The sequence below is a fragment of the Paenirhodobacter populi genome (assembly GCF_004022215.1).
Lineage (GTDB): Bacteria > Pseudomonadota > Alphaproteobacteria > Rhodobacterales > Rhodobacteraceae > Rhodobacter > Rhodobacter populi.
This window is the reverse complement of sequence record NZ_SAUZ01000023.1, coordinates 49,865-70,315: the sequence shown is the minus strand read 5'-3', so window position 1 is coordinate 70,315 and position 20,451 is coordinate 49,865. Positions and strand designations below refer to the sequence as shown.

Annotated in this window: 12 protein-coding genes; 7 read left to right on the top strand and 5 right to left on the bottom strand. The window is 68.6% G+C overall.

Annotated features, from left to right (window positions below; all coding sequences use genetic code 11):
• Nucleotides 1-108 precede the first annotated feature (108 nt).
• The 3 genes from D2T30_RS17795 to D2T30_RS17785 all read right to left on the bottom strand — a co-directional run bounded on the left by D2T30_RS17795 (nt 109) and on the right by D2T30_RS17785 (nt 3,148).
• Nucleotides 109-1,491, bottom strand: coding sequence for an FAD-binding oxidoreductase (locus D2T30_RS17795; protein ID WP_128209997.1), 1,383 nt, complete (start codon nt 1,489-1,491; stop codon nt 109-111).
• Nucleotides 1,492-1,677: 186 nt separating this feature from the next.
• Nucleotides 1,678-2,445: an SDR family oxidoreductase gene (locus D2T30_RS17790; RefSeq protein ID WP_128209996.1), complete on the bottom strand. Its 768-nt coding sequence runs from the start codon at nt 2,443-2,445 to the stop codon at nt 1,678-1,680.
• Nucleotides 2,429-3,148 carry a GntR family transcriptional regulator gene (locus tag D2T30_RS17785; RefSeq protein ID WP_128209995.1) on the bottom strand — a complete coding sequence of 240 codons (720 nt, stop codon included), beginning with the start codon at nt 3,146-3,148 and terminating at the stop codon, nt 2,429-2,431. Before D2T30_RS17785 ends, D2T30_RS17790 begins: the two co-directional genes overlap by 17 nt.
• A gap of 127 nt (nt 3,149-3,275) precedes the next feature.
• On the opposite strand from D2T30_RS17785, the gene D2T30_RS17780 reads away from it, so the two are divergent.
• The 7 genes from D2T30_RS17780 to D2T30_RS17750 all read left to right on the top strand — a co-directional run bounded on the left by D2T30_RS17780 (nt 3,276) and on the right by D2T30_RS17750 (nt 11,979).
• Entirely contained in the window at nt 3,276-4,517 is a 1,242-nt protein-coding gene (locus tag D2T30_RS17780; RefSeq protein WP_128209994.1) for an ABC transporter substrate-binding protein, read from the top strand.
• Between the two features lie 88 nt (nt 4,518-4,605).
• Complete coding sequence (locus tag D2T30_RS17775) at nt 4,606-5,481, top strand: branched-chain amino acid ABC transporter permease (protein ID WP_128182863.1); 876 nt, start codon at nt 4,606-4,608, stop codon at nt 5,479-5,481.
• Nucleotides 5,482-5,497: 16 nt separating this feature from the next.
• Entirely contained in the window at nt 5,498-8,005 is a 2,508-nt protein-coding gene (locus D2T30_RS17770; protein WP_128209993.1) for a branched-chain amino acid ABC transporter ATP-binding protein/permease, read from the top strand.
• A 10-nt stretch (nt 8,006-8,015) separates the two neighbouring features.
• A complete protein-coding gene (locus tag D2T30_RS17765; RefSeq protein WP_128209992.1) occupies nt 8,016-8,966 on the top strand; it encodes a 3-hydroxyacyl-CoA dehydrogenase in 951 nt (316 codons plus the stop codon).
• Nucleotides 8,967-8,970: 4 nt separating this feature from the next.
• Nucleotides 8,971-9,903, top strand: coding sequence for a beta-keto acid cleavage family enzyme (locus D2T30_RS17760; RefSeq protein WP_128209991.1), 933 nt, complete (start codon nt 8,971-8,973; stop codon nt 9,901-9,903).
• 10 nt (nt 9,904-9,913) lie between these two features.
• The gene (gene hisD, locus D2T30_RS17755) at nt 9,914-11,224 is read left to right on the top strand and encodes a histidinol dehydrogenase (protein ID WP_128209990.1); all 1,311 of its coding nucleotides are present in this window, start codon (nt 9,914-9,916) and stop codon (nt 11,222-11,224) included.
• Nucleotides 11,221-11,979 carry an SDR family NAD(P)-dependent oxidoreductase gene (locus D2T30_RS17750; protein WP_128209989.1) on the top strand — a complete coding sequence of 253 codons (759 nt, stop codon included), beginning with the start codon at nt 11,221-11,223 and terminating at the stop codon, nt 11,977-11,979. The genes hisD and D2T30_RS17750 overlap by 4 nt, the downstream gene beginning before the upstream one ends.
• A 15-nt stretch (nt 11,980-11,994) precedes the next feature.
• On the opposite strand, the gene D2T30_RS17745 is transcribed toward D2T30_RS17750, so the two are convergent.
• On the bottom strand, nt 11,995-13,353 hold the full coding sequence (locus D2T30_RS17745) for an aminotransferase class I/II-fold pyridoxal phosphate-dependent enzyme (protein ID WP_128209988.1): 1,359 nt from the start codon (nt 13,351-13,353) through the stop codon (nt 11,995-11,997).
• A complete protein-coding gene (locus tag D2T30_RS17740; protein WP_128209987.1) occupies nt 13,354-20,373 on the bottom strand; it encodes a type I polyketide synthase in 7,020 nt (2,339 codons plus the stop codon).
• Nucleotides 20,374-20,451: the final 78 nt, after the last annotated feature.

Sequence of the window (20,451 nt, the reverse complement as noted above, 5' to 3'; positions counted from 1 at the left end):
GCCCCCTCTTGCCCGTGCCGGGCAATTCACCCCCGGGATATTTATGGAAAAACGACGGGCCACAGGCAGGTGCGGGAGGGGCAGGGTGCGCCCTCCGCCCGCGGCCGCCTAGGCGTGATCGTCGGGCAGGATCTTGCCGGGGTTGAACAGGTCCTGCGGATCGAGCGCGGCCTTGATCCGGCGCATGACCGCCAGCGCCGGGCCATGCTCGGCCTCCAGATATTTCCGCTTGCCCAGACCGACGCCATGTTCGCCGGTGCAGGTGCCATCGACGGACAAAGCCTTTTCCACCATCGCGGCGTTGATCGCCGAGACCACGGCCTCGTCCTCGGGGGAATTCGGGTCGAGGGCGAAGACCACGTGGAAATTGCCGTCCCCCACATGGCCCATGATCGCATGGGGCACCGGGCAATCGGCCAGCAGCCCCTTGGCGTGGACGATGCATTCGGCGAGCGACCCGATCGGCACGCAGACATCCGTCGGCCAGCCGCGCGAGCCGGGGCGCGCCGCGACCGTGGCGGAAAAGGCCGTGTGCCGCGCCTTCCACAGGCGGGTGCGTTCCTCCTCGGCGCGGGCCTGACGGAAGCCGGAACAGCCGTTCGCCTCGGCGATTTCGCGAAACAGCGCGATGCGGGTTTCGACTTCGTCCTCGGTGCCGGCGATTTCGACGAAGAGCGTATCGACCTCGGCTTCCTGCATCTGCGAATAGGCGTTGACCGCGCGGATCGCGCCGGAGTCCAGATATTCCATCCGGCCGGGGTTCAGGCCGATCTGGATCGCCTCGATCGCGGTGCGGCTGGCCTCGGCCGGGCCGGGGAAGGTGCAGACGGCGGCGATCACCGCCTCGGGGCGGCCATGCAGGCGCAGGGTGATTTCGGTGATGATGCCGAGCGTGCCTTCGGACCCCACATAAAGATGCGTCAGATCATAGCCCGCCGAGGATTTCCGCGCCCGTCTGGCGGTGCGGATGATTTCGCCTTGCGGAGTGACGACGGTGAGGTTGAGGATGTTTTCCCGCATCGTGCCGTAGCGCACCGCGCTGGTGCCCGAGGCGCGGGTGGCGGCCATGCCGCCGATCGTGGCATTCGGGCCGGGGTCGATGGGAAAATACAGCCCGGTGTCGCGCAGCGCCGCATTCAGATCCTCGCGCGGGAGGCCCGCCTCGACCGTGCAGTCAAGGTCATCGGTGCTGACCCGCAAAAGCCGGTTCATCCGCATCATGTCGACCGAAAGGCCGCCGCGCACCGCCGAGACATTGGCCTCGAGCGAGGAGCCGAGGCCGTGTGGGACGATCGGCACCCCCGCCGCCGCGCAGATCCGCACGATGGCCGCGACTTCCTCGGTTGACACCGGCCAGGCCACGGCGTCGGGCGGCAGCGAGACGTGATGGGTTTCTTGCCCGGTATGCAGCCTGCGGTCGGCCTCGCGGAGCGAGAAACGTTCGCCGAGCAGCGCCGAAAGCGCCGCCGCCGTATCGGGGTCGAGGACCATTTCACCCTGCCTTCCATGCCGTTCGGAAACCGCGCGGTGCCGGATGCCCGGCCCGCGCAAGGTCGCGCCAGCGATTCCCGATTCCGCCGCAGAGGTCCATGCCCATTTCCGCGGGGCGGAGACATTTGGAAGCCGCATCCTCTTGCCGCGGGGGATGGGAGAACAACCGTTCTCCCCCACCGGCGCTCAGGCCAGCATCCGCGTATCCCCGCAAACCGAGATCGCCTGACCCGAGACGAAACGCCCCTGCGGCGAGGCGAGATAGAGGGTCTGCGCGGCGATCGCCTCCGGCGGCACGTATTCCCGAATCGAGGTGAAACGGAAGGCCTCGGCCTCGACCTCGGCAAAGCTCTGGTTGCGTTGCTGGGCCTTCGCCTCCAGCACGCGGCGCTGGCGGTCCCCGGCGACCAGACCGGGCAGGATGGCGTTGACCCGGATGCCGTCGCCGCCCAGTTCGATCGCCAGCGATTTGGTCAGACCGATCACCCCCCATTTCGCCGCCGCATAGGGGGTGCGCATGGCGAAACCCACCCGTCCGGCGACCGAAGAGAGATTGATGATCGACGGGTTGGCGCTGCGCCGCAGGGCGGAAACCGCGCGCGTGACGGTCAGATACTGGCTGGTCAGCACGATATCCAGCGTGCGGCGCCAGGCGGCGGCGTCGATATCCTCGATCCGCGCGGTGGGGCCGGCGATCCCGGCATTGTTCACCAGGCAATCGAGCCCGCCCAGTTCGCCGATCGCCGCATCGACGAAGCCCTGAAGCGCGGTTTCGTCCGACACGTCGACGATCTGGCGAAAGACCGCCTCCGGCAGGCTCGCCAGCGCGGTTTCGTCGATGTCGCAGGTGGCGACACGCGCGCCTTCGCCCACGAAGGCCTCCACGATGGCGCGCCCGATTCCTCCCGCGCCGGCGGTGATGATGACGCGCGCGCCTTCAAGGTTCAGGTTCATCGCTTCCCTCCTCCCAGTGAAAAAACGACCTGTGTTCCAGAATGGTGGCGGCGGCGGCGGAAAGGTCCGCGCGGATCGCCTCGGCGGCGCCTTCGCGGTCGCGCCGCGTCAGCGCATCGACCAGCTGGCCATGCGCCTCGATCGAATGGCTGGCGCGTTCGCGCTGCACCTGTGGCCCGATATCGAGCGAGATCAGCGGCCCGGCCCGCAGCCACGCCATCCCGATCAACTGCCGCAGGCTCGGCGAACGCGCCGCATCATAGAGCGCGAAATGCAGGCGCCGGTTCAACCCAAGGGCGTCCGACCGGTCGTTGCGCGCGCCGAAGGCCGAGATGTATTTCAGATGCAGGCTGCGGATCGCCTCGATCTCGGCGTCCTGCATCCGGTCCACGGCAAGCCGCGCCGCTTCGCATTCCATCAGGATGCGGGTGTGGACGAGATCGCGGAAATCGGCGGCCGACATCTGCGGCACTTCGACCGCCTTGTTGCGCCGGATGGCCAGCGCCCCTTGCGCGATCAGCCGGCCGACGGCCTCGCGCACCGGCATCGTCGAGACGCCGAGCTGATCCGCGAGTTCCCGAATCGAGGTCCGGCTGTCCGGCTTCAGCGTGCTGTCGAGCAGCATCTCCGAGATCGCCCCATAGACCTGATCTGTCAGCGAGACCGCCCTGATCGGCGAATGGCGGGGGATCGGGTCGTTCATATGGGCATCCGGCAGTTGACAATCGGCGGGTTCGGCCTTCAGTATGATCTGAGATCACACTGATCTGCGCGGAAGTCAAGTCAGGAGGAGGCGGGACTTTCGCGGATTCTCTGGGAGGAGAGAGAACATGACACATTTCATCGGGCGGCGGCAGCTGCTGAAGACGGGTGCGCTGGCGGGGGTGGCGGGCATGGCCATGCCCGCCATTCTGCGTGCCTCGAACGACCCTTACGTGATTGCCCATCTGACGCCCCGGACCGGGTTTCTGGGGCCGATGGGCGAATATGCGGTGATGGCCGTCGATCTGGCGGTCGAGGAGATCAACGCGGCCGGCGGCATCAACGGGCGGCCGCTGAACGTCATCAAGGAGGATTCGGTCAACCCGCAGACCGCCACCACCAAGGCCGAACGGCTGGTCGAGCGCGCCGATGTCGCCATGGTGCTGGGAGAGATTTCCTCGGCCTCGGCGCTGTCCATCGCGCAGGTGACGGCGCGGGCGAACAAGCTGTTCATCAACACCGGCGCCAATTCGGACACGCTGCGCGGCAAGGACTGCCGCCGCACCATGTTCCACACCGAGGCGCAGAACGTCATGTATGTGAACGCCGAGGGCCAGTATTTCCTGCAAAACGACATGGTCAAGGACAAGACGTGGTTCATCCTCAGTTCCGACTATGCGTTCGGCCATGACCTGCGCGAAGGCGCGCATGCCTTCCTTGAACGACATGGCGGTTCCACGGTGGGGGATGAGCTGATCCCGACGGATGCCACCGACTTTTCTTCGCATCTGCTGTCGATCCGTTCACGGCGGCCCGATGTGGTGGTGCTCAACCTCGCCGGCACGTCGATGGCGAGCTTCATGAAGCAATACGGCGAATTCGGGCTGGATATTCCGCTGGGTGGGTTCGACTACAACAGCTCGCTGGCCTGGGCGACGGGGGCGGAGGATTTCAAGGGCACCTGGCCCTGCATCTGGACCCATCAGGTCCAGACGGACGGATCACAGGCCTTTGCCCGGGCGTTTCAGGCGAAATACGGCAAGCCCGCCGAGAACCAAGCCTATGCCGACTACATCGCCCTGCGCATCGCGGCGGAGGCGATCACCCGCACCGGAGGCACCGATACCGCCGCGCTGATCGCCTACCTCGAGGATCCCGCGACGGATTTCGACATCCTCAAGGATCGCCGGGGCCGTTTCGATCCGTCGACGCACCAACTCCTGCAGGAGGTCTATGCGGTCACCGCGCTCGACCCGTCCGAGGTCGAGGACCAGTGGGACATCTTCACGACATCCGGGCCGCTGCCCGCGCCGGATGTGCCGCTGGAGGAACTGGTTCAGGGCGCGGTCGGCGGGGCCTGCACCTTCTGATCGGGCGTCGGACCATTCCGGCATGACGTCACCCGGGGCGTGAGATACCGCGCGCCCCGACCCTTCCGTATGGACACGGGGGAACCTCATGGTTCTGTTTTTCCTATCCCAGCTGCTGAACGGGCTGCTTGACGGATTCTATTACATGCTCATCGCGCTCGGGCTGTCGCTGATCTTCTCGCTTGGCGGGATCGTCAATCTGGCGCATGGCGTGTTCTTCACGCTTGGCGCCTATCTGGCGCTGGTGCTGACGCCGCATGTGGGCTTTTTCGGGGCGCTGGCGCTTGGGCCGCTGATCGCCGCGGTGATCGCCATCGTGATCGAGCGGTTCCTGTTCACCCGCTTCTACCGCGAGGATCCGCTCTATTCGCTGCTGCTGACATTCGGGCTTGCGATGATCATCGAGCAAAGCCTGCGGTGGTATTTCGGTGCGACGCCGCGCGCCTATTCCATGCCCGCCGATCTGCGCGGGCAGGTCTTCGTCGGCGATTTCGTCTATTCCCGCTACCGGCTGTTCCTGATCGGGATGGCGATCGTCACCGTCGCGGCGGTCTGGGCGCTGCTGAACCGCACGGCCTTCGGCCGCATCGTGCGGGCGGGCATCCAGAACCCGGACATTCTGGGCACGCTCGGCATTTCGCTGCGGCCCTATCTGTCGGCGGTGGTCGCGATCGCCATCGGCATCGCGGCGCTGGCCGGCGTGCTGATGGCGCCGATCCAGCCGGTCCATCCGCTGATGGGGGTCGAGGTCGGCACCGCGGCCTTCGTCGTGGTGGTCATCGGAGGGCTCGGCTCGTTCTGGGGCGTGGTCATCGCCGCGCTGCTGGTCGGTCTGGTCAAGGGCATGATGATCGGCCTTGGCCTGTCGCAATATTCGATGCTGGCGATCTACCTGCTGATGTTCGTCGTCCTGCTGCTGCGCCCGCGCGGTCTGCTGGGTGAACGCATCACCCGTTTCGAATAGGGGCCCGGTGAATTCCATGAACAATACGACCATGAAAAATCTGGTGATCGTCGCCGTGGCGTTGATCGCCCTGCCGGTCCTGCTGTCGTTTCTGGGGCTTGGAGCGAACAGCGCGGTCGAGGTGGTGATCTTCGCGCTGGCGGCGATCGGTCTGAACATCCTTGTGGGCTATACCGGGCTCGTGTCCTTCGGGCACGGGGTCTGGTTCGGGCTTGCGGCCTATATCGCGGGGCTGACCTCGCTGGCGATGGGCAATGCCTCGATGGCGGTGGCGCTGCTGGTGGCGGTGGCGGCGACGGCGCTGGTCGCGTTCGGGATCGGCTTTCTGGTGCTGCGTCGGCGGGGGGTCTATTTCTCGCTGATGACGCTGGCGCTGGCGGCGATGGGCTTTCAGCTCGCCTTCCGCTGGACCGCGGTCACGGGCGGCGAAAACGGTCTGGGCGGGATCGAGCGTCCCGCCATGCTCAATGACAACGTCACCTTCTACATCGTCGTCGCGCTGATCGCCTTCGTGGTGCTGGCGCTGGTGCAGCGGGTGCTGCAATCGCCCTTCGGCTCCGTGCTCGTCGCGATCCGCGAGAATGAGGGCCGCGCCCAGGCCCTGGGGTATGACGTGACCCGCTACAAGCTGAAGGCCTTCGTGCTGTCGGCGGCGGTGACGGGCCTTGCCGGGGCGCTGCTGTTGTACAAGAACCGGCTGACCTCGGCGGAACCGATGTCGATCATCTTTTCCGGCGAACTGCTGGCGATGGTGGTGATCGGCGGGATGCGCAGCTTCACCGGGCCGCTTCTGGGGGCGCTGTTCTATATCCTGTTCCGCGAATACCTCTCGATCTACACGGAAAACTGGCTGTTCTGGTTCGGCCTGATCTTTCTGGGCTTCGTGATGTATGCGCGTCAGGGGCTGGTCGGGATCGCGGGGCAGGTGCGCAGGCGGCTGTTCCCGGCGCCCGAAACCGGGGCGGCGATGGCCGGGCGAAAGGCGGGCAAACATCCGATGCCTGCGGCGATCACCGCGCGCGACGCGGGCGGTGGCGACGTTCTGGTGGCCGAGGGGATTTCCAAGACCTTCGGCGCGCTCAAGGCGGTCAGCGATGTGTCGATCCGGGTGCAGGACCGCACGCTGCACGCGCTGCTCGGGCCGAACGGGGCGGGCAAGACCACCGCGTTCAACCTGATGTCGGGGCTCATCCCGACCAGCGCCGGCCGGGTGTCGCTGCTGGGGCAGGACATGTCCGGCCATGCGCCGGACCGGATCGCGAACTTCGGCCTTGGCCGCTCGTTCCAGATCACCAACCTGTTTCCCGATCTGACGGTGGCGGAGAACATCCGCCTTGCCGTGCAGGCCCGGCATCCGAGCCGCTCCGCCATGCTGCGCGACAAGGATGGCGTGGCCGAGGTCCATGCCAAGGTCGAGGACATGCTGCTCTGGGTCGGGCTGGCGGGGATGGAGGACGCCCGCGCGGGCTCGCTTTCCTACGGCGGGCAGCGGCTGCTGGATCTGGGGCTGGCGCTGGCGACGGAACCGCGGGTGCTGCTGGCGGACGAACCGCTGGCCGGGCTGTCCGTGGCCGAGCGCGAACGGGTCGGGCTGCTGATAAAGGATGTCTCGACGGTGCTGCCGGTGCTGCTGGTGGAACATGACATCGACCGCATCTTCGAACTGGCCGACCATGTGACGGTCATGGCCGACGGCAAGGTTCTGGTCGACGGCACCGTGGACGATGCCCGCAACTCGCAGGAGGTGCGCGAGATCTACATCGGCTCCGGCACCACCGAGGTCGCGGCCTCGGCCCGGCAGGGGCAATTCTCGGACGAGAAGATCCTGACGCTGGACAAGGTCAACCTGCATTACGGCAAAAGCCATATCCTGCAAGATATCAGCTTCGACCTGCACAGGGGGGAGATTCTGGCCCTGCTGGGGCGCAACGGGGCGGGCAAGTCCTCGGTCCTGAAGGCGGTGACGGGGATCGTGAAGCCGTCCTCTGGCTCGATCCGGCTGATGGATCACGAACTGGCGGGGCGCAGCAGCGCGCAGATCGCGCGACTGGGCATCGGCTATGTGCCGCAGGGGCGGGGGCTGTTCGCCGGCATGACCGTGCGCGAGAATCTGGAGCTGGGGCGCATCCGGCGCCAGACGGGCGAGGGCACGCATTGGTCGCTGGACGAGATCCTCGACTATTTCCCGCGCCTGCGCGACCGGCTCGACATGCCGGCGGACCGGATGTCGGGGGGCGAACAGCAGATGGCCGCCGTCGCCCGGGCGCTGTCGGGCGACATCCGCGTGCTGCTGTTGGACGAGCCGTTCGAGGGCCTGGCCCCCGCCATCGTGGAACAGCTTTTCCGCACCTTCGACAGGCTGCGCGACCGGCTTTCCATCGTGATCGTGGACCACAACCTCGACCTCGCGCTGGCGCTGTCGGACCGGACCATCGTGCTGGAACGCGGCCGGGTGCTGCATGAAATCGAATCCCGTCGCATCGCCGAGAATATCGAGCTGCGCCGCGAAATGCTGTGGATGTGAGGAGGCAGGCATGACCCATATCGCCATCATCGGGGCGGGGCTGATCGGACGGGGCTGGGCCTTCGTCTTCGCCCGCGCGGGGACCGAGGTCCGCGTCTGGGACCCGCAGCCCGCCGTGCTGGACCGCCTGCCCGACGATATCGCCGGGATGGTGGAACAGACCGCGCCCTTCGGTCAGGCGGGCACGGATCCGAGGGCGACGGCGGCGCGGATCCGCGCCGTCACGACGCCCGAGGAGGCGCTGGACGGCGCCGCGCTTGCGCAGGAAAGCGGCCCCGAGGTGCTGGACACCAAGCGCGCGCTTTTCGCGCGGCTGGATGCCATCGCCGCGCCGGAGACGATCCTTGCCTCCAGCAGCTCGGCGCTCATGGCCTCGCGCTTCGCCGGGGGACTGCCGGGGCGGGCCCGTTGTCTGGTCGGGCATCCGGTCAACCCGCCGCATCTGGTGCCGGTGGTGGAAATCGCCCCCGCTCCGTTCACCGACCCGGCGGTGACGGACCGCGCCCGGGCGATCTACGCCGCCGCGGGGCAGGTGCCCGTCGTGCTGCAACGCGAGATCGACGGCTTCATCCTCAACCGCCTGCAGGCCGTGGTGCTGGCCGAAAGCCTGCGGCTGATCGAACAGGGTTATGTCGACGTGCGGGGGCTGGACGACACGATCCGGCACGGGCTTGGCCGCCGATGGGCCTTCATGGGGCCGATGGAGACGATCAACCTCAATGCCCCGGGCGGGGCGGGGGATTACCTGACGCGCTACGGCGCGATGATGGCGGGTCTCGCACAAGGCGCGGCGCGGGACGAGGCCTTCACCCTCGCGGTCGCCGCCACCGTCGGGGCGGCCTTCGCGGATGTCTCCGCCCCCGAAACCGTGCGCGCGCGCCAGAACTGGCGCGACGCTGAACTCGCCGCCCTTGCGCAGCATCTGGCCGCGCGGGCGCAACATGATCACGCACAGGAGTAACGCCGTGAGCCTGCAAGGAAAAGTCATCATCACCTGCGCCGTGACGGGCGCGATCCACACCCCCTCGATGTCGCCCTACCTGCCGGTCAGCGCCGCCGAGATCGCCGAGGCCGCCATCGGCGCGGCCGAGGCGGGCGCCGCCATCGTCCATCTGCATGCGCGCAACGAAAGCGACGGCGCGCCGGACCAGAGCGTCGAGGCCTTCCGCCCGATCCTCGGCGTCATCCGGCAGGCGACGGATGCGGTGCTGAACATCACAACGGGCGGCGCGCCGACCATGGCGATCGCCGAGCGTATCCGCCCCGCGCAGCATTACCGGCCGGAGCTGGCCTCGCTCAACATGGGGACGATGAATTTCGGCCTGTTCCCGATGCTGGACCGCTATGCCCCGCAACTCAGGCATCAATGGGAACGGGACTATCTGGGCAACAAGGACATCATCTTCCGCAACACCTTCGGCGATGTGGAACATGTCATGTCCACCCTTGGCGCCGGTGGCACACGGTTCGAATTCGAATGCTACGACATCTCGCATCTCTACAACCTGAAGCACTTTTTCGATCGTGGGCTGGTCCGGGGGCCGCTGTTCATCCAGACCGTCTTCGGGCTGATGGGCGGTATCGGCGCGCATCCCGATGATGTCCTGCACATGAAGCGCACCGCTGACCGGCTGTTCGGCGACGATTACCGCTGGTCGGTTCTGGGCGCGGGAAGAAACCAGTTGCCGATCGCGGCGATGTCGGCGGCGATGGGCGGGCATGTGCGCGTCGGGCTGGAGGACAATCTGTGGGCGGGCAAGGGCCGTCTGGCGGAAAGCAACGCCGCACAGGTCCGCGCGGCGCGCCAGATCATCGAAGGGCTGGGGCTGACCGTCGCCACCCCGGACGAGGCACGCGAGATGCTGGCGCTCAAGGGCGGCGACCGGGTGGATTTCTGAGGAGGATGCAATGACCATCACTTACCTGAAACGCGGCCGCAGCGACACCGCCCGCGCCGAGGATGACCGCCAGACGCGCGAGGCCGTGGAGGCGGCGCTTGCCGATATCGCGGCGCGCGGCGACGTGGCGGTCCGCGAGATGGCCGCCAAATTCGACGGCTACACGCCCGACAGCTTCCGCCTGTCGCCGGACCAGATCGACGCGCTGATCGCCACGCTGAGCGATAGCGAGATCGCCGATATCCGCTTTGCCCAGGATCAGGTGCGGAACTTCGCGCGGATCCAGCGGGAATCCATGCGCGATGTCGAGGTGGAAACCCTTCCCGGCGTGATCCTCGGCCACAAGCACATCCCGGTGCAGGCGGTCGGCTGCTACGTGCCGGGGGGGAAGTTCCCGATGGTCGCCTCGGCGCATATGTCGGTGCTGACGGCGGCGGTGGCGGGGGTGCCGCGGATCATCGCCGCGACGCCGCCGTTTCAGGGCAAGCCGAACGCCGCCGTCATCGCCGCGATGCATTTCGCCGGCGCGCATGAAATCTACGTTCTCGGAGGCATCCAGGCGATCGGGGCGATGGCGATCGGCACCGAAACGATCGCGCCGGTCGACATGCTGGTCGGCCCCGGCAACGCCTTCGTCGCCGAGGCGAAGCGGCAGCTGTTCGGCCGCGTCGGCATCGACCTCTTCGCCGGGCCGACCGAGACGATGGTGATCGCCGACGATACGGTCGACGCCGAGCTTTGCGCCACCGACCTTCTGGGACAGGCCGAGCATGGCTACAACTCGCCCGCCGTCCTGCTGACCAATTCGCGCGCGCTGGCCGAGGGCACGATGGCGGAAATCGAGCGGCTGCTGCAAATCCTGCCCACCGCCGCGACCGCCGGCAGATCTTGGGCGGATTACGGCGAGGTCATCCTGTGCGACACGCATGAGGAGATGCTGGATGTCGCCAATGAAATCGCCTCGGAACATGTGCAGGTCATGACCGACCGCGACGACTGGTATCTGGAAAACATGCGGGCCTATGGGGCGCTGTTCCTTGGCCCGCGCACGCATGTGGCGAATGGCGACAAGGTCATCGGTACGAACCACACGCTGCCCACCCGCCGCGCCGGGCGCTATACCGGGGGTCTGTGGGTCGGGAAATTCCTCAAGACCCACACCTATCAGCGGGTCACCACGGACGAGGCCGCCGCGCATGTCGGGCGCTATTGTTCACGTCTGTGCCTGCTCGAGGGCTTTGTCGGCCATGCCGAACAAGCCAATATCCGTGTCCGCCGTTATGGCGGCGACAACGTCGCCTATGGGGAGGCCGCGCAATGACCCCGATGCCGGACTTTTCGCTCAGGGGACGGACCGCTCTGGTGACGGGGGCGGGGCGGGGCATCGGTCGCGCCATCGCCGAGGTCTATGCCCAGGCGGGCGCCGAGGTGATCCTGTGCGCCCGTTCCGCCGACGAGATCGGCGCGCTTGCCCGGGACCTGACGTCGAACGGCTACCGGGCCCGCGCCGTGCCCTGCGACGTCACCGATATCGCGGCCTTCCGCGCGGTGACCGAGGGGCTCGACCGATTGGACATCTTCGTCAACAACGCCGGCACGAACCGCCCGAGGCCGCAGATGGAGGTGACCGAGGAGGATTTCGATCTGGTCGTGGGGCTGAACCTGCGCGCGGCCTTCTTCGCGCTGCAAAGCGCGACGCGGCGGATGAAGGCGCTCGGCCGGGGCGGCTCGGTGATCAACATGTCCTCGCAGATGGGCCATATCGGGGCCGAGAACCGCGCGCTCTATTGTGCGACGAAATGGGGGATCGAGGGGCTGACGAAGGCGACGGCGATCGAACTGGCGCCGCTGAAGATCCGGGTCAACACGATCTGCCCGACCTTCATCGAAACCCCTCTGACGAAACCCTATTTCGAGGATCCGGCCTTTCACGCGCATTGCATGCGGATGATCAAGATCGGCCGGCTGGGGCAGGTGTCCGATATCGTCGGGGCGGCGCTGTATCTGGCCTCGGACGCCTCCGCCCTGATGACGGGGACGTCGATGCTGCTGGATGGCGGCTGGACGGCGGAATAGCCCCCGGGCCGCGGATCAGCCCCGCTGAGCCGCGGCCGTCGCGGCAATGTCGAACCCGCCCTGCGTGGCAAGCGCCACCAGTTCGGCCGTCTTGGCGATCACCGCATCGATCACCGCTTCGTCATGCCCGACGTTGAGGAAGAACCGCAGCCGCGCGTGACGTTCCTGCACCGCGGGCGCGATGATCGGCAGCACGTTGAACCCCGCCGCCAGCAACTGGTTCGAGATCCATGTCGCGCGCACGCTGTCGCCCAGCATGACCGGGGCGATGGCGTAGCCCTCGCTCGGCCCGCAATCGAGCCCGGCCGCCTGCGCCCGCGCACGGAAATGCCGGCCGAGCCCGCGCAGCCGTTCGGTCAGGCCCGGATCCGCGCGCAACGCCCGCAGCGCGGCGAGCGAGGCCGCCGCATGCGGCGCCGACAGGCCCACCGAATAGATGAACCCCGGCGCCTTGAAGCCGATCGTCTCGATCAGCGCGCGCGACCCGGCGACAAAGCCCCCGGCGGAACAGAAGGTCTTGGACAGCGTGCCCATGACGATGTCGACCTCACCGGGGTCGATGCCCTGTTCCTCGCGGATGCCACGGCCGGTCTTGCCCAGAACCCCGATGGAATGCGCCTCGTCGAGCATCAGCCAGGTGTCGTGCCGGCGCCGGATCGCGGTGAACCGCGCCAGATCGGGCACGTCGCCATCCATGGAAAACAGCCCCTCTGTCACCACCAGCACGCGGTCGTAATCCTCGCGGATTTCCGACAGCTTGCGGTCGAGCCAGTCGGTATTGTTATGCGGAAAGGTCACATGCGCGGCACCGGAAACCCGGATGCCCTCGTAGATCGAATTATGCGCGAGTTGATCGACCGCGATCAGGTCGCCCGGCCCGCAGAGCGTGCGCAGGATCGCCTGATTGGTGCCGTGGCCGGACACCATCGTCAGCGCCGCCTCGGTGCCAAGGAAATCGGCCAGCTCATCCTCAAGCGCGTCGTGATAGGCCAGATTGCCGCCGACCAGCCGCGAGGCGGTCGCGGACACGCCCCAGTCGGCCACCGCCTGCGCCACCGCGCCCGCCACCGCCGGGCTGCGGTTCAGCGACAGGTAGTCGTAGGAGGCGAAATTCTCCACCCACTGGCCGTTGATGCACAATTGCGTGCCCCGCGCCGCCGAAACCGGCCGGAAGAACGGCGGATCGAGGCCAAGCGCCGCCGCCGTGGCAAGGCCGAACTGCATTTCCTTCCAGGCCGGCAGCGTGGTGAAATCGGTGCGGGAGGAGGCAGGCTTCGCCACACCCCGTTCCGGCGTGGCCGGGCGGGCGTGGCGGGTGCTGGCGTGAAGCCGGCGCAGGGCGTCCAGCTTCTGGCTGTTGGTCTGCTGGGTCATTCAGTTCCGCCGTGCCTCCATGCCCGCCGAAGGGGCGCGTGTGCGTTCCATGATTTCCGCCCTGACGACGTCGGTCAGGATGGTTTCGCTCAGATGCGCCTCGACCAGAACGGCGCCCTGCGCCCCGGCGCTGCCGCCGCTGATCGTGTCGAACAGGCTCTGGACCAGCCGCGCGGGGCTGGGTTCGCCCGCAAGCGCGCGGGCCGGGATGTCCACGCCGAAGCGTTCCTCGATCGCCAGTTTAAGGTTCATCGCCATCAGGCTGTCGAGTCCCAGATCCGTCAGCGGGCGCTGCGGGTCGATCGCGGCGGGGGTGGTGCGCATGATCTGCGCCGCCTCGGTCAGCACCGCCTCCAGCGCGATGCGCCGCGCCTCGCCTTCCTTGCCGGCAGCTATCAGCGCGGCAAGATCGACGCTGCCTGCGGCGCGCGCCATTTCCGTGTCGATGGCGGCAAAGAGGGGGCAGGACAGGACGGGCAGGTCGCCCGCCAGACGGCCCCAGCGAATGGGCGCGATGGTGACGGTCGCCGCCTGCGCGGGCGCGTCGGCAAGCCATGCGGCAAGGGCCTGCAAGGCCTCCTCCGCCGTGAGCAGCCGGCCAAGCTGTGCCGTCAGCGTCGCGCGCAGCGCCGCGTCGCGGGCGAGCATCCCGGTATCCGAGATCGGCCCCCAGGCGATCGCCAGACCGGGCAGGCCCGCGTCCCGGCGGCGGCGCATCAGCGCCTCGGTCTCCGCATTGGCGGCGGCATAGGCCGCCTGTCCGGGGTTGCCGAACCGCGCCGCGACGGAACTGAAGCACCAGAAATGCCGCAAGGGCAGGTCGCGCGTCAGCCGGTCGAGCAGTTCGGCCCCCCCGGCCTTGGCCCCGGCCACCCGGCCGATGCGCGCGGGATCCAGCGTGGCGAACAGCGCGTCGTCCAGCACCGCCGCGCTGTGGATGACGCCCGAAAGGCCGCCCGCCGCCGCGATTTCGTCCAGAACCGCCTGCATCGCCACGGCATCCGTCGCATCCGCCGCGCGCAGCGTGAAGCCCTCGGGCAGCGCACCTTCATGACGGCCCGAGCGCGAGGTCAGCCAGATCCGCTCCGCCCCCTGCTGCTTCAGCCAGAGCGCGGTCCGGTAGCCGAAGCCGCCGGTGCCGCCGGTGATCAGCCAGTTGCCCGACAGATCCGTCCGCCGCGCCGGAGCCCGCCCGGCGGGGTGGGGCGCACGCACGACGATCTTGCCGATATGGCCCGAGCGCTGCATCAGCCGGAAGGCGTCCGTCACCTCATCCGCGGCCATGACCCGCACCGGCGGCGGGGTCAGCGTGCCTTCCGCCAGCCCGCGGCCGACGCGGTCCATGATCCGCGCCGCCACCTTGGGCCGATAGGCCAGAAGCTGATCCGCATCCACCGCCAGCAGGCTGATATTGTTGCGAAACGCCCTGAGTGCGATCAGGTTGTTCTCATAGATGTCGCGCTTGCCCAGTTCGACGAACCGGCCGAAGGGCGCAAGGCAGGACAGACCGCGTTCCAGCCCTTCGCCCGCCAGCGCGTTCAGCACCACATCGACGCCGTGGCCGCCGGTTTCCGCCATCACCCGGTCGGCGAAATCGCCCGCCCGGCTGTCCAGCACCGTGTCGACTCCGATCATGCCCAGCCAGAGCCGCTTTTCCACGGAACCGGCGGTGGCGATGATCCGCGCCCCGATCCGCTGCGCGATCTGGATCGCCGCGATGCCGACACCGCCGGCCGCGCCGTGGATCAGGATCGTCTCCCCGGTCGTCAGGCGCGCCAGCTCGTTCAGCGCGTAATCCGCGGTCAGGAAGACGACGGGCGCGGCGGTGGCGATCTCGGCGGGCATGTCCGCGCCGCGCGGCATCACCGCATGGGCGGGGACGGTCACATGGCTGGCAAAGGCATGCGGCGCAAAGGCGATGACCGGCGTTCCCGGTGCCAGATGCGGCGGCACGTCGGCCCCGCAGCGCAGCACGCGGCCCGCGCATTCCATGCCGAAACCCTGCCCGGCAAAGCCGCCTTCCAGCGCCTCGGGCGGGATCAGGCCCTGTCCCCACATCACGTCACGGAAGTTGAGCGCCGATGCCTCGACCGCGATCTCGACCTCGCCCGGGGCGGGTGCGGGGCGCGGCAGGCGTTGCCAGTAAAGCCCGTCGAGCACCGGCGTCCGCCGCCGTGCCGACAGCCGCAGGAGCGTGTCTTCCCCCCCGGCTGCGGGTGGCTGCGGCGGGGTGACCGCGACGATCCGCGGGCTGGCGGCGGGGGTTCCCTGCCGGTCGTCCGCCACGATCTCGCGTTCCGGGGCCTGCGTCAGCCGCGCAATGCGCCGCGCCAGATCGCCCGTCGTCGCCGGGGCCGCAGGGGTCAGCGCAAGCACCCGCAGATCCCGTCCGCTTTCATTGGCGACCACCCGGCGGAGCGCGAACAGCGCCGCCGAGTCCTCTGCCGACAGCGCCACGATCCACAGCGGCCCGTCCGTCTCGGGCAGATCGCGGAAGGTCGCGGCATGGCGGATCGCCCGCGCCGACGCGGTTTCGCCCGCCGGCGCATCCGGCACCAGCCGGAACAGGGGGGCATCCGGCATCGCGGCCAGGACAGCCGCAAGGTCGCCTTCGGGAAGGGCGAGATCCTGCGCCTCCCCGGTCCGTGCGCCTTGCAGCAGCGTCACCGCTTCGGACTTGTGCGAGGGCCGCGCGGCAAGCGAAACCCCGGTTGCGGCGAAGGCGGCTTGCAGCCGCTCGATCGCCTCGCCATCGGTGTGACGGCCGCTGAGAAGGGCGAAAAGGTCCGGCGTTTCCTCGGCGAACAGCACGGAACCACCGGGGGCGACGAACCGGGCCAACTGACGCGGGGCGAGGGGGCCGTTCGACACCCCGGCGCCAAGGATCAGATCGAAGAGCTGACCGGCCTGCGCCTCTTCGTCCAGACGCAGGACCGCCACCGCCGCCTCTGCCTCGGCCACGAGGGGCCGCAGCGCCCCGGCCCCGGCAGCATCCGCCGCCGCAAGCGTGACATAGCCGCCGCCGACCCGCGCCGCCGCGGCGATCAGCGTGGCATCGGCGCGGCCCGCGATCAGCACCCGGCCCGCGCTGCCTTCGGGCAGGCTGTCCAGCATGTCGATCAGTTGCGCGGTCGGGTGTGTGCCCGCATCCGGCTTTGGCGTCCGCCCGGCGGCAAGGCTCAGGCTCGCCTGCAGATCGTCCTGCACATCCCCGGGCAGGGCGCCGAGCATGGCGACCAACTCGCCGACCGGCGGCCAGGGGCATTCCCCCGCCAGACCCTCGGGCGACAGGTATCCCGCCTCGTTCAGCCAGGCGCGGCTGAGCTGCCGGCGGGCTTCGGGGATCGTGGTGTCGTCGGAACCGGCGATATCCCAGGCGAGCCGCGCGGCGATGGCGGCGCGCAGCACATCGGCATCGCTCGCCGCGTCTTCGCCAGCGCTGAAACGGGACAGCGGATCGGCAAGGGCGATCCGGCGTTCCCCGGCCAGGGGCAGCAGGACCTCATCCCAGTAGAGCGTCTCGGCCCCGTGGGTCATCGGCATCCGGCGCAGACGGATTTCCTCGATCAGCGCGACGAGCCCGCCATCGTCACCGAACAGCGCGAGGTCAAGGCAGGCGCTTTCCGGCCCGAAGGAGCGCAGATGCAGCCGGGCGCGGGTCACCGGAGCCTTGTCGAACCAGCGCAGGCGACCCATCCGGCCGGGCACCATCGGCCCGTTGCCCGCCGCCATCGCCGCAAAGGCCGGAAGCGCCGCCACCGCATGCAGCGCCGCGTCGAAAGCCGTGGGATCGAGCAGGAAATCGCCGGGGACCAGCGCGGGGGACAGGTCCGCCAGCGCGCCGTTCGGGGTCTGCGACAGACCGGCCAGCCGCGCGAAGGCGGGGCCGTACTCCAGACCGGCGCGGCGCAGGCCGTCATACAGTCCGGGCAGCGGCGCGGGATCATTCGCACCGGGATTGCGCATCACCTCGGGGATCAGGTCGGCCGCGCTGGCGGCGCTGAATAGCCGCGCCGTCGCCACCGCCTGCCATTGCCCGTCGCCGCCGGTTTCCAGCGTCAGCCGCCGCGCCGCCGTATCGTGGATCACGCGGATCGGGGCCGCGCCTTCCTCGGGGATCACCACGGCGTGGAAGATGTCGAGATCGGCGATCTCGCAGGGGCCGGGGGCGGCCTCACCCTCGCGGGCCAGATCTGTCGCCGCGGCGAGGAATATCTCGGCCATGCCGGTCGCGGGCAGCAGGACGCGCCCGCCGACCCGGTGATCGCCGAGCCAGGGCATCAGCGCGAGGCTCAGATCATTGCGCCAGATCGTCCCCTCCGCCTCGCTTCGCGCGCCAAGCAGCGGATGGGCGGGCGCGCGGCCGAAGATATCGGGGCCATGCGTGGTGGCCAGACGGAAGGGCTGGCGTTCAAAGGCCGGGCGTGGCGGGGTCGAGCGCATCGTGCGGCGGAGGCCCAGAACCCGCTCTTCCTCCACCGCGCCGCCGACGGCCAGAACCCGGCGGGCGATGTCACTGGCCAGACGCAGTTCGGGGTGGCTGCGGTCCAGCCCGTCGATCACCACGGCGGGTTCGCCGCTCTGCGCGATGATCTCGCCCAGATAGCCGCGCAGCACGCTGCGGGGCGAGATTTCGAGGAAGATCCGATAGCCATCCGCCACCATCGCCGCCGCCGCCGCGCGGAATTCGACCGCGTTGCGGGCGTTGGACCACCAGTAATCCGCGTCCGACGGGACGGCATCGGCGCGGCAGCCCAGAGAGCCGGAATAGAAGGGGATGGTTCCCGCCTGCGGCGCAAGGCCGGCCAGATCGGCCCGCATCCGCGATTCCAGCGCCGCGACCGCGCGGCCGTGGTAGGGATAGGCGACGGGCAGGACCTTGCCCGCGATGCGGGCCTTGCGCGCGGCCTTGACCAGCGCCGCCAGATCCGCCTGCGCGCCGCTGACCGTCACGCTGGCCGGGGCGTTTTCCGCCGAGATGTCGATCGGCAGGCCCAGACCTGCGATCAGATCCGCCACCGCCTGCCGCCCGCCCGACAGCGCCGCCATGCCGCCGGTATTTTCCAGCGGCGCGAAGGCCGCGCTGCGGCTGAGGATGATATGCACGCCCTCCTTGCGGCTGATCCGCCCGGCGATGACCGAGGCGGCGACCTCGCCCAGGGAATGCCCCATCACCGCGGCGGGGCGCAGCCCGGTGGCGGCGAGGGAATCGACCAGCGCCACCTGAATGGCGAAATGCAGGGGTTGCGCGATGCCCGCGGGGCGCATCGCCTCTTCGTCCTGCGGGGTCATCAGCAGGGTGACGAGATCGGGCCCACCGTCCTGCGCGACCAGCGCGGCGATCTCGGTGAAGGATTTGCGGAAGGCGGCGTCCTTCATGTAGTTCTGCCGCGCCATCCCGTCCCACAGCGCGCCGTTGCCGGAAAAGACGAAGGCGACGGGCAGGTCATCCCCGCGCGTGCGGAAGCCGGCGCGGTCCGGGTGATCCCCGGCGATCCAGCGGTCGACCTGGTCGCGCAGCGCCTCGCGGCTGCCGGCGGCAAGGCACAGGCGGTGGGCGCGCCGGGCCAGATTGTGGTTGGCATTGGCGATCAGCGTGGCCAGTTGCGCGTCGTCCGGTTCGGCCCCCGACAGAAGCCATTGCCAGTCCTGCGCCACGGCTGTCAGGGCCGTTTCGCTCTGCCCCGTCATCATCAGCGCGGGCGGCAGGGTGGTATCGTCTTCCTCGGCGATCCGGTCCTCGGGATCCGGTTCGCGGATCACGACATGCGCATTGGCGCCGCCGAAGCCGAAGGAATTGACCGAAACCGCCCAGGGCCGCGCATGGGGCGGCATGGGCCGGGCCTCGGTCATCGGTTCCAGATTGAGGGCGGTGAAATCGATGTCAGGGTTCGGCGTGTCCGCGAACAGCGTCGCCGGCATGTAGTGGTGTTCCAGCGCAAGCTGCGCCTTCAGCAGGCCGACAAGGCCGGAGGCCGGTTCCAGATGGCCGAAGTTGCTTTTGGCCGAGCCGATCGGCAAAGGCGTCTTGCGCAGCCGCCCGTAGGTTTCGCCAAGCGCCCCGGCCTCGCGCGGGTCGCCGACGGGGGTGCCGGTGCCATGCGCCTCGGCGAAGGCGAGGTCGTCGGGGTCGATGCCGCTGCTGGCCATCACCTCGCGGATCAGGTCCGCCTGACGACTTTGCGAGGGGATGGTGATGCCGCGCGTGTAGCCCGCCGTGTTGACCCCGCTGCCGGCGACGACCGAGCGCAGCCGCAAGCCCGCCGCGCGCGCGGTTTCGGCGCGCGAGAGGATGAAGACCACCGCGCCTTCGGCCCGCACGTAACCGTCGCCCCCGGCGCCAAAGGCCGCGCAGCGGCCCCGGTGCGACAGCATTCCGGCGTTGGAAAAGCCGATGAAGGCCACCGGCGACAGCAGCAGGCTGACCCCGCCGACGATGGCCGTGTCGATCTCGCCCGCCTCGATCGCCTTGCGGGCGAGGTCGAAGGCCACCAGCCCCGAGGAACAGGCCGTGTCGACGGTCATACTCGGCCCGTGCAGGTCCCATTGATAGGAAATCCGGTTCGCCAGAATCGACAGCGTATTGCCCAGCATGTAATGCGATTCGATCAGCGTCGGATCCTGCAACCCGATGGTCGAATGGTCGGCGGCGGAAGCGCCGATGAAAACCCCGGTGCGGTCGCGGTCGAGCCGTTGCGGATTGATTCCGGCGTGATCGAATGCCTCGGAGGCGAGTTCCAGCAACAGCCGCTGCTGCGGATCCATCTGCGCCGCCTCGCGCGGGGAAATCCCGAAGGCCGCCGGATCGAAACCCCAGGGATCGTCCAGAACACCCGCGGCGCGGGTATGGCTGTGCCCGGCCAGCGTGCCCGTCGGATCAAGGAATTTCAGCGAGGACCAGCGGTCATCCGGGATTTGCGATACGGTGCATTGCCCGTCGCGCAGGATATGCCATGCGGCGCCGGCATCCCCGGCATTCGGCAACCGTGCCGCGTATCCGACAGTAACTGTTTGAGACATCAAGCGTTCTTATCTTTCCAACAGCCGTTTCATCCAGCCAGAATGTCGGGCCTTCACCCTCCGCGCGAAAGCGGCGCG

Excerpts from the sequence above, each read along its gene's own strand:
- D2T30_RS17770 (WP_128209993.1), top strand. The coding sequence starts at position 5,498 with ATGAACAATACGACCATGAAAAATCTGGTGATCGTCGCCGTGGCGTTG.
- D2T30_RS17795 (WP_128209997.1), bottom strand. The coding sequence starts at position 1,491 with ATGGTCCTCGACCCCGATACGGCGGCGGCGCTTTCGGCGCTGCTCGGC.
- D2T30_RS17745 (WP_128209988.1), bottom strand. The coding sequence starts at position 13,353 with ATGACCCAGCAGACCAACAGCCAGAAGCTGGACGCCCTGCGCCGGCTT.
- D2T30_RS17740 (WP_128209987.1), bottom strand. The coding sequence starts at position 20,373 with ATGTCTCAAACAGTTACTGTCGGATACGCGGCACGGTTGCCGAATGCC.
- D2T30_RS17775 (WP_128182863.1), top strand. The coding sequence starts at position 4,606 with ATGGTTCTGTTTTTCCTATCCCAGCTGCTGAACGGGCTGCTTGACGGA.
- hisD (WP_128209990.1), top strand. The coding sequence starts at position 9,914 with ATGACCATCACTTACCTGAAACGCGGCCGCAGCGACACCGCCCGCGCC.
- D2T30_RS17750 (WP_128209989.1), top strand. The coding sequence starts at position 11,221 with ATGACCCCGATGCCGGACTTTTCGCTCAGGGGACGGACCGCTCTGGTG.
- D2T30_RS17785 (WP_128209995.1), bottom strand. The coding sequence starts at position 3,148 with ATGAACGACCCGATCCCCCGCCATTCGCCGATCAGGGCGGTCTCGCTG.
- D2T30_RS17790 (WP_128209996.1), bottom strand. The coding sequence starts at position 2,445 with ATGAACCTGAACCTTGAAGGCGCGCGCGTCATCATCACCGCCGGCGCG.
- D2T30_RS17765 (WP_128209992.1), top strand. The coding sequence starts at position 8,016 with ATGACCCATATCGCCATCATCGGGGCGGGGCTGATCGGACGGGGCTGG.
- D2T30_RS17780 (WP_128209994.1), top strand. The coding sequence starts at position 3,276 with ATGACACATTTCATCGGGCGGCGGCAGCTGCTGAAGACGGGTGCGCTG.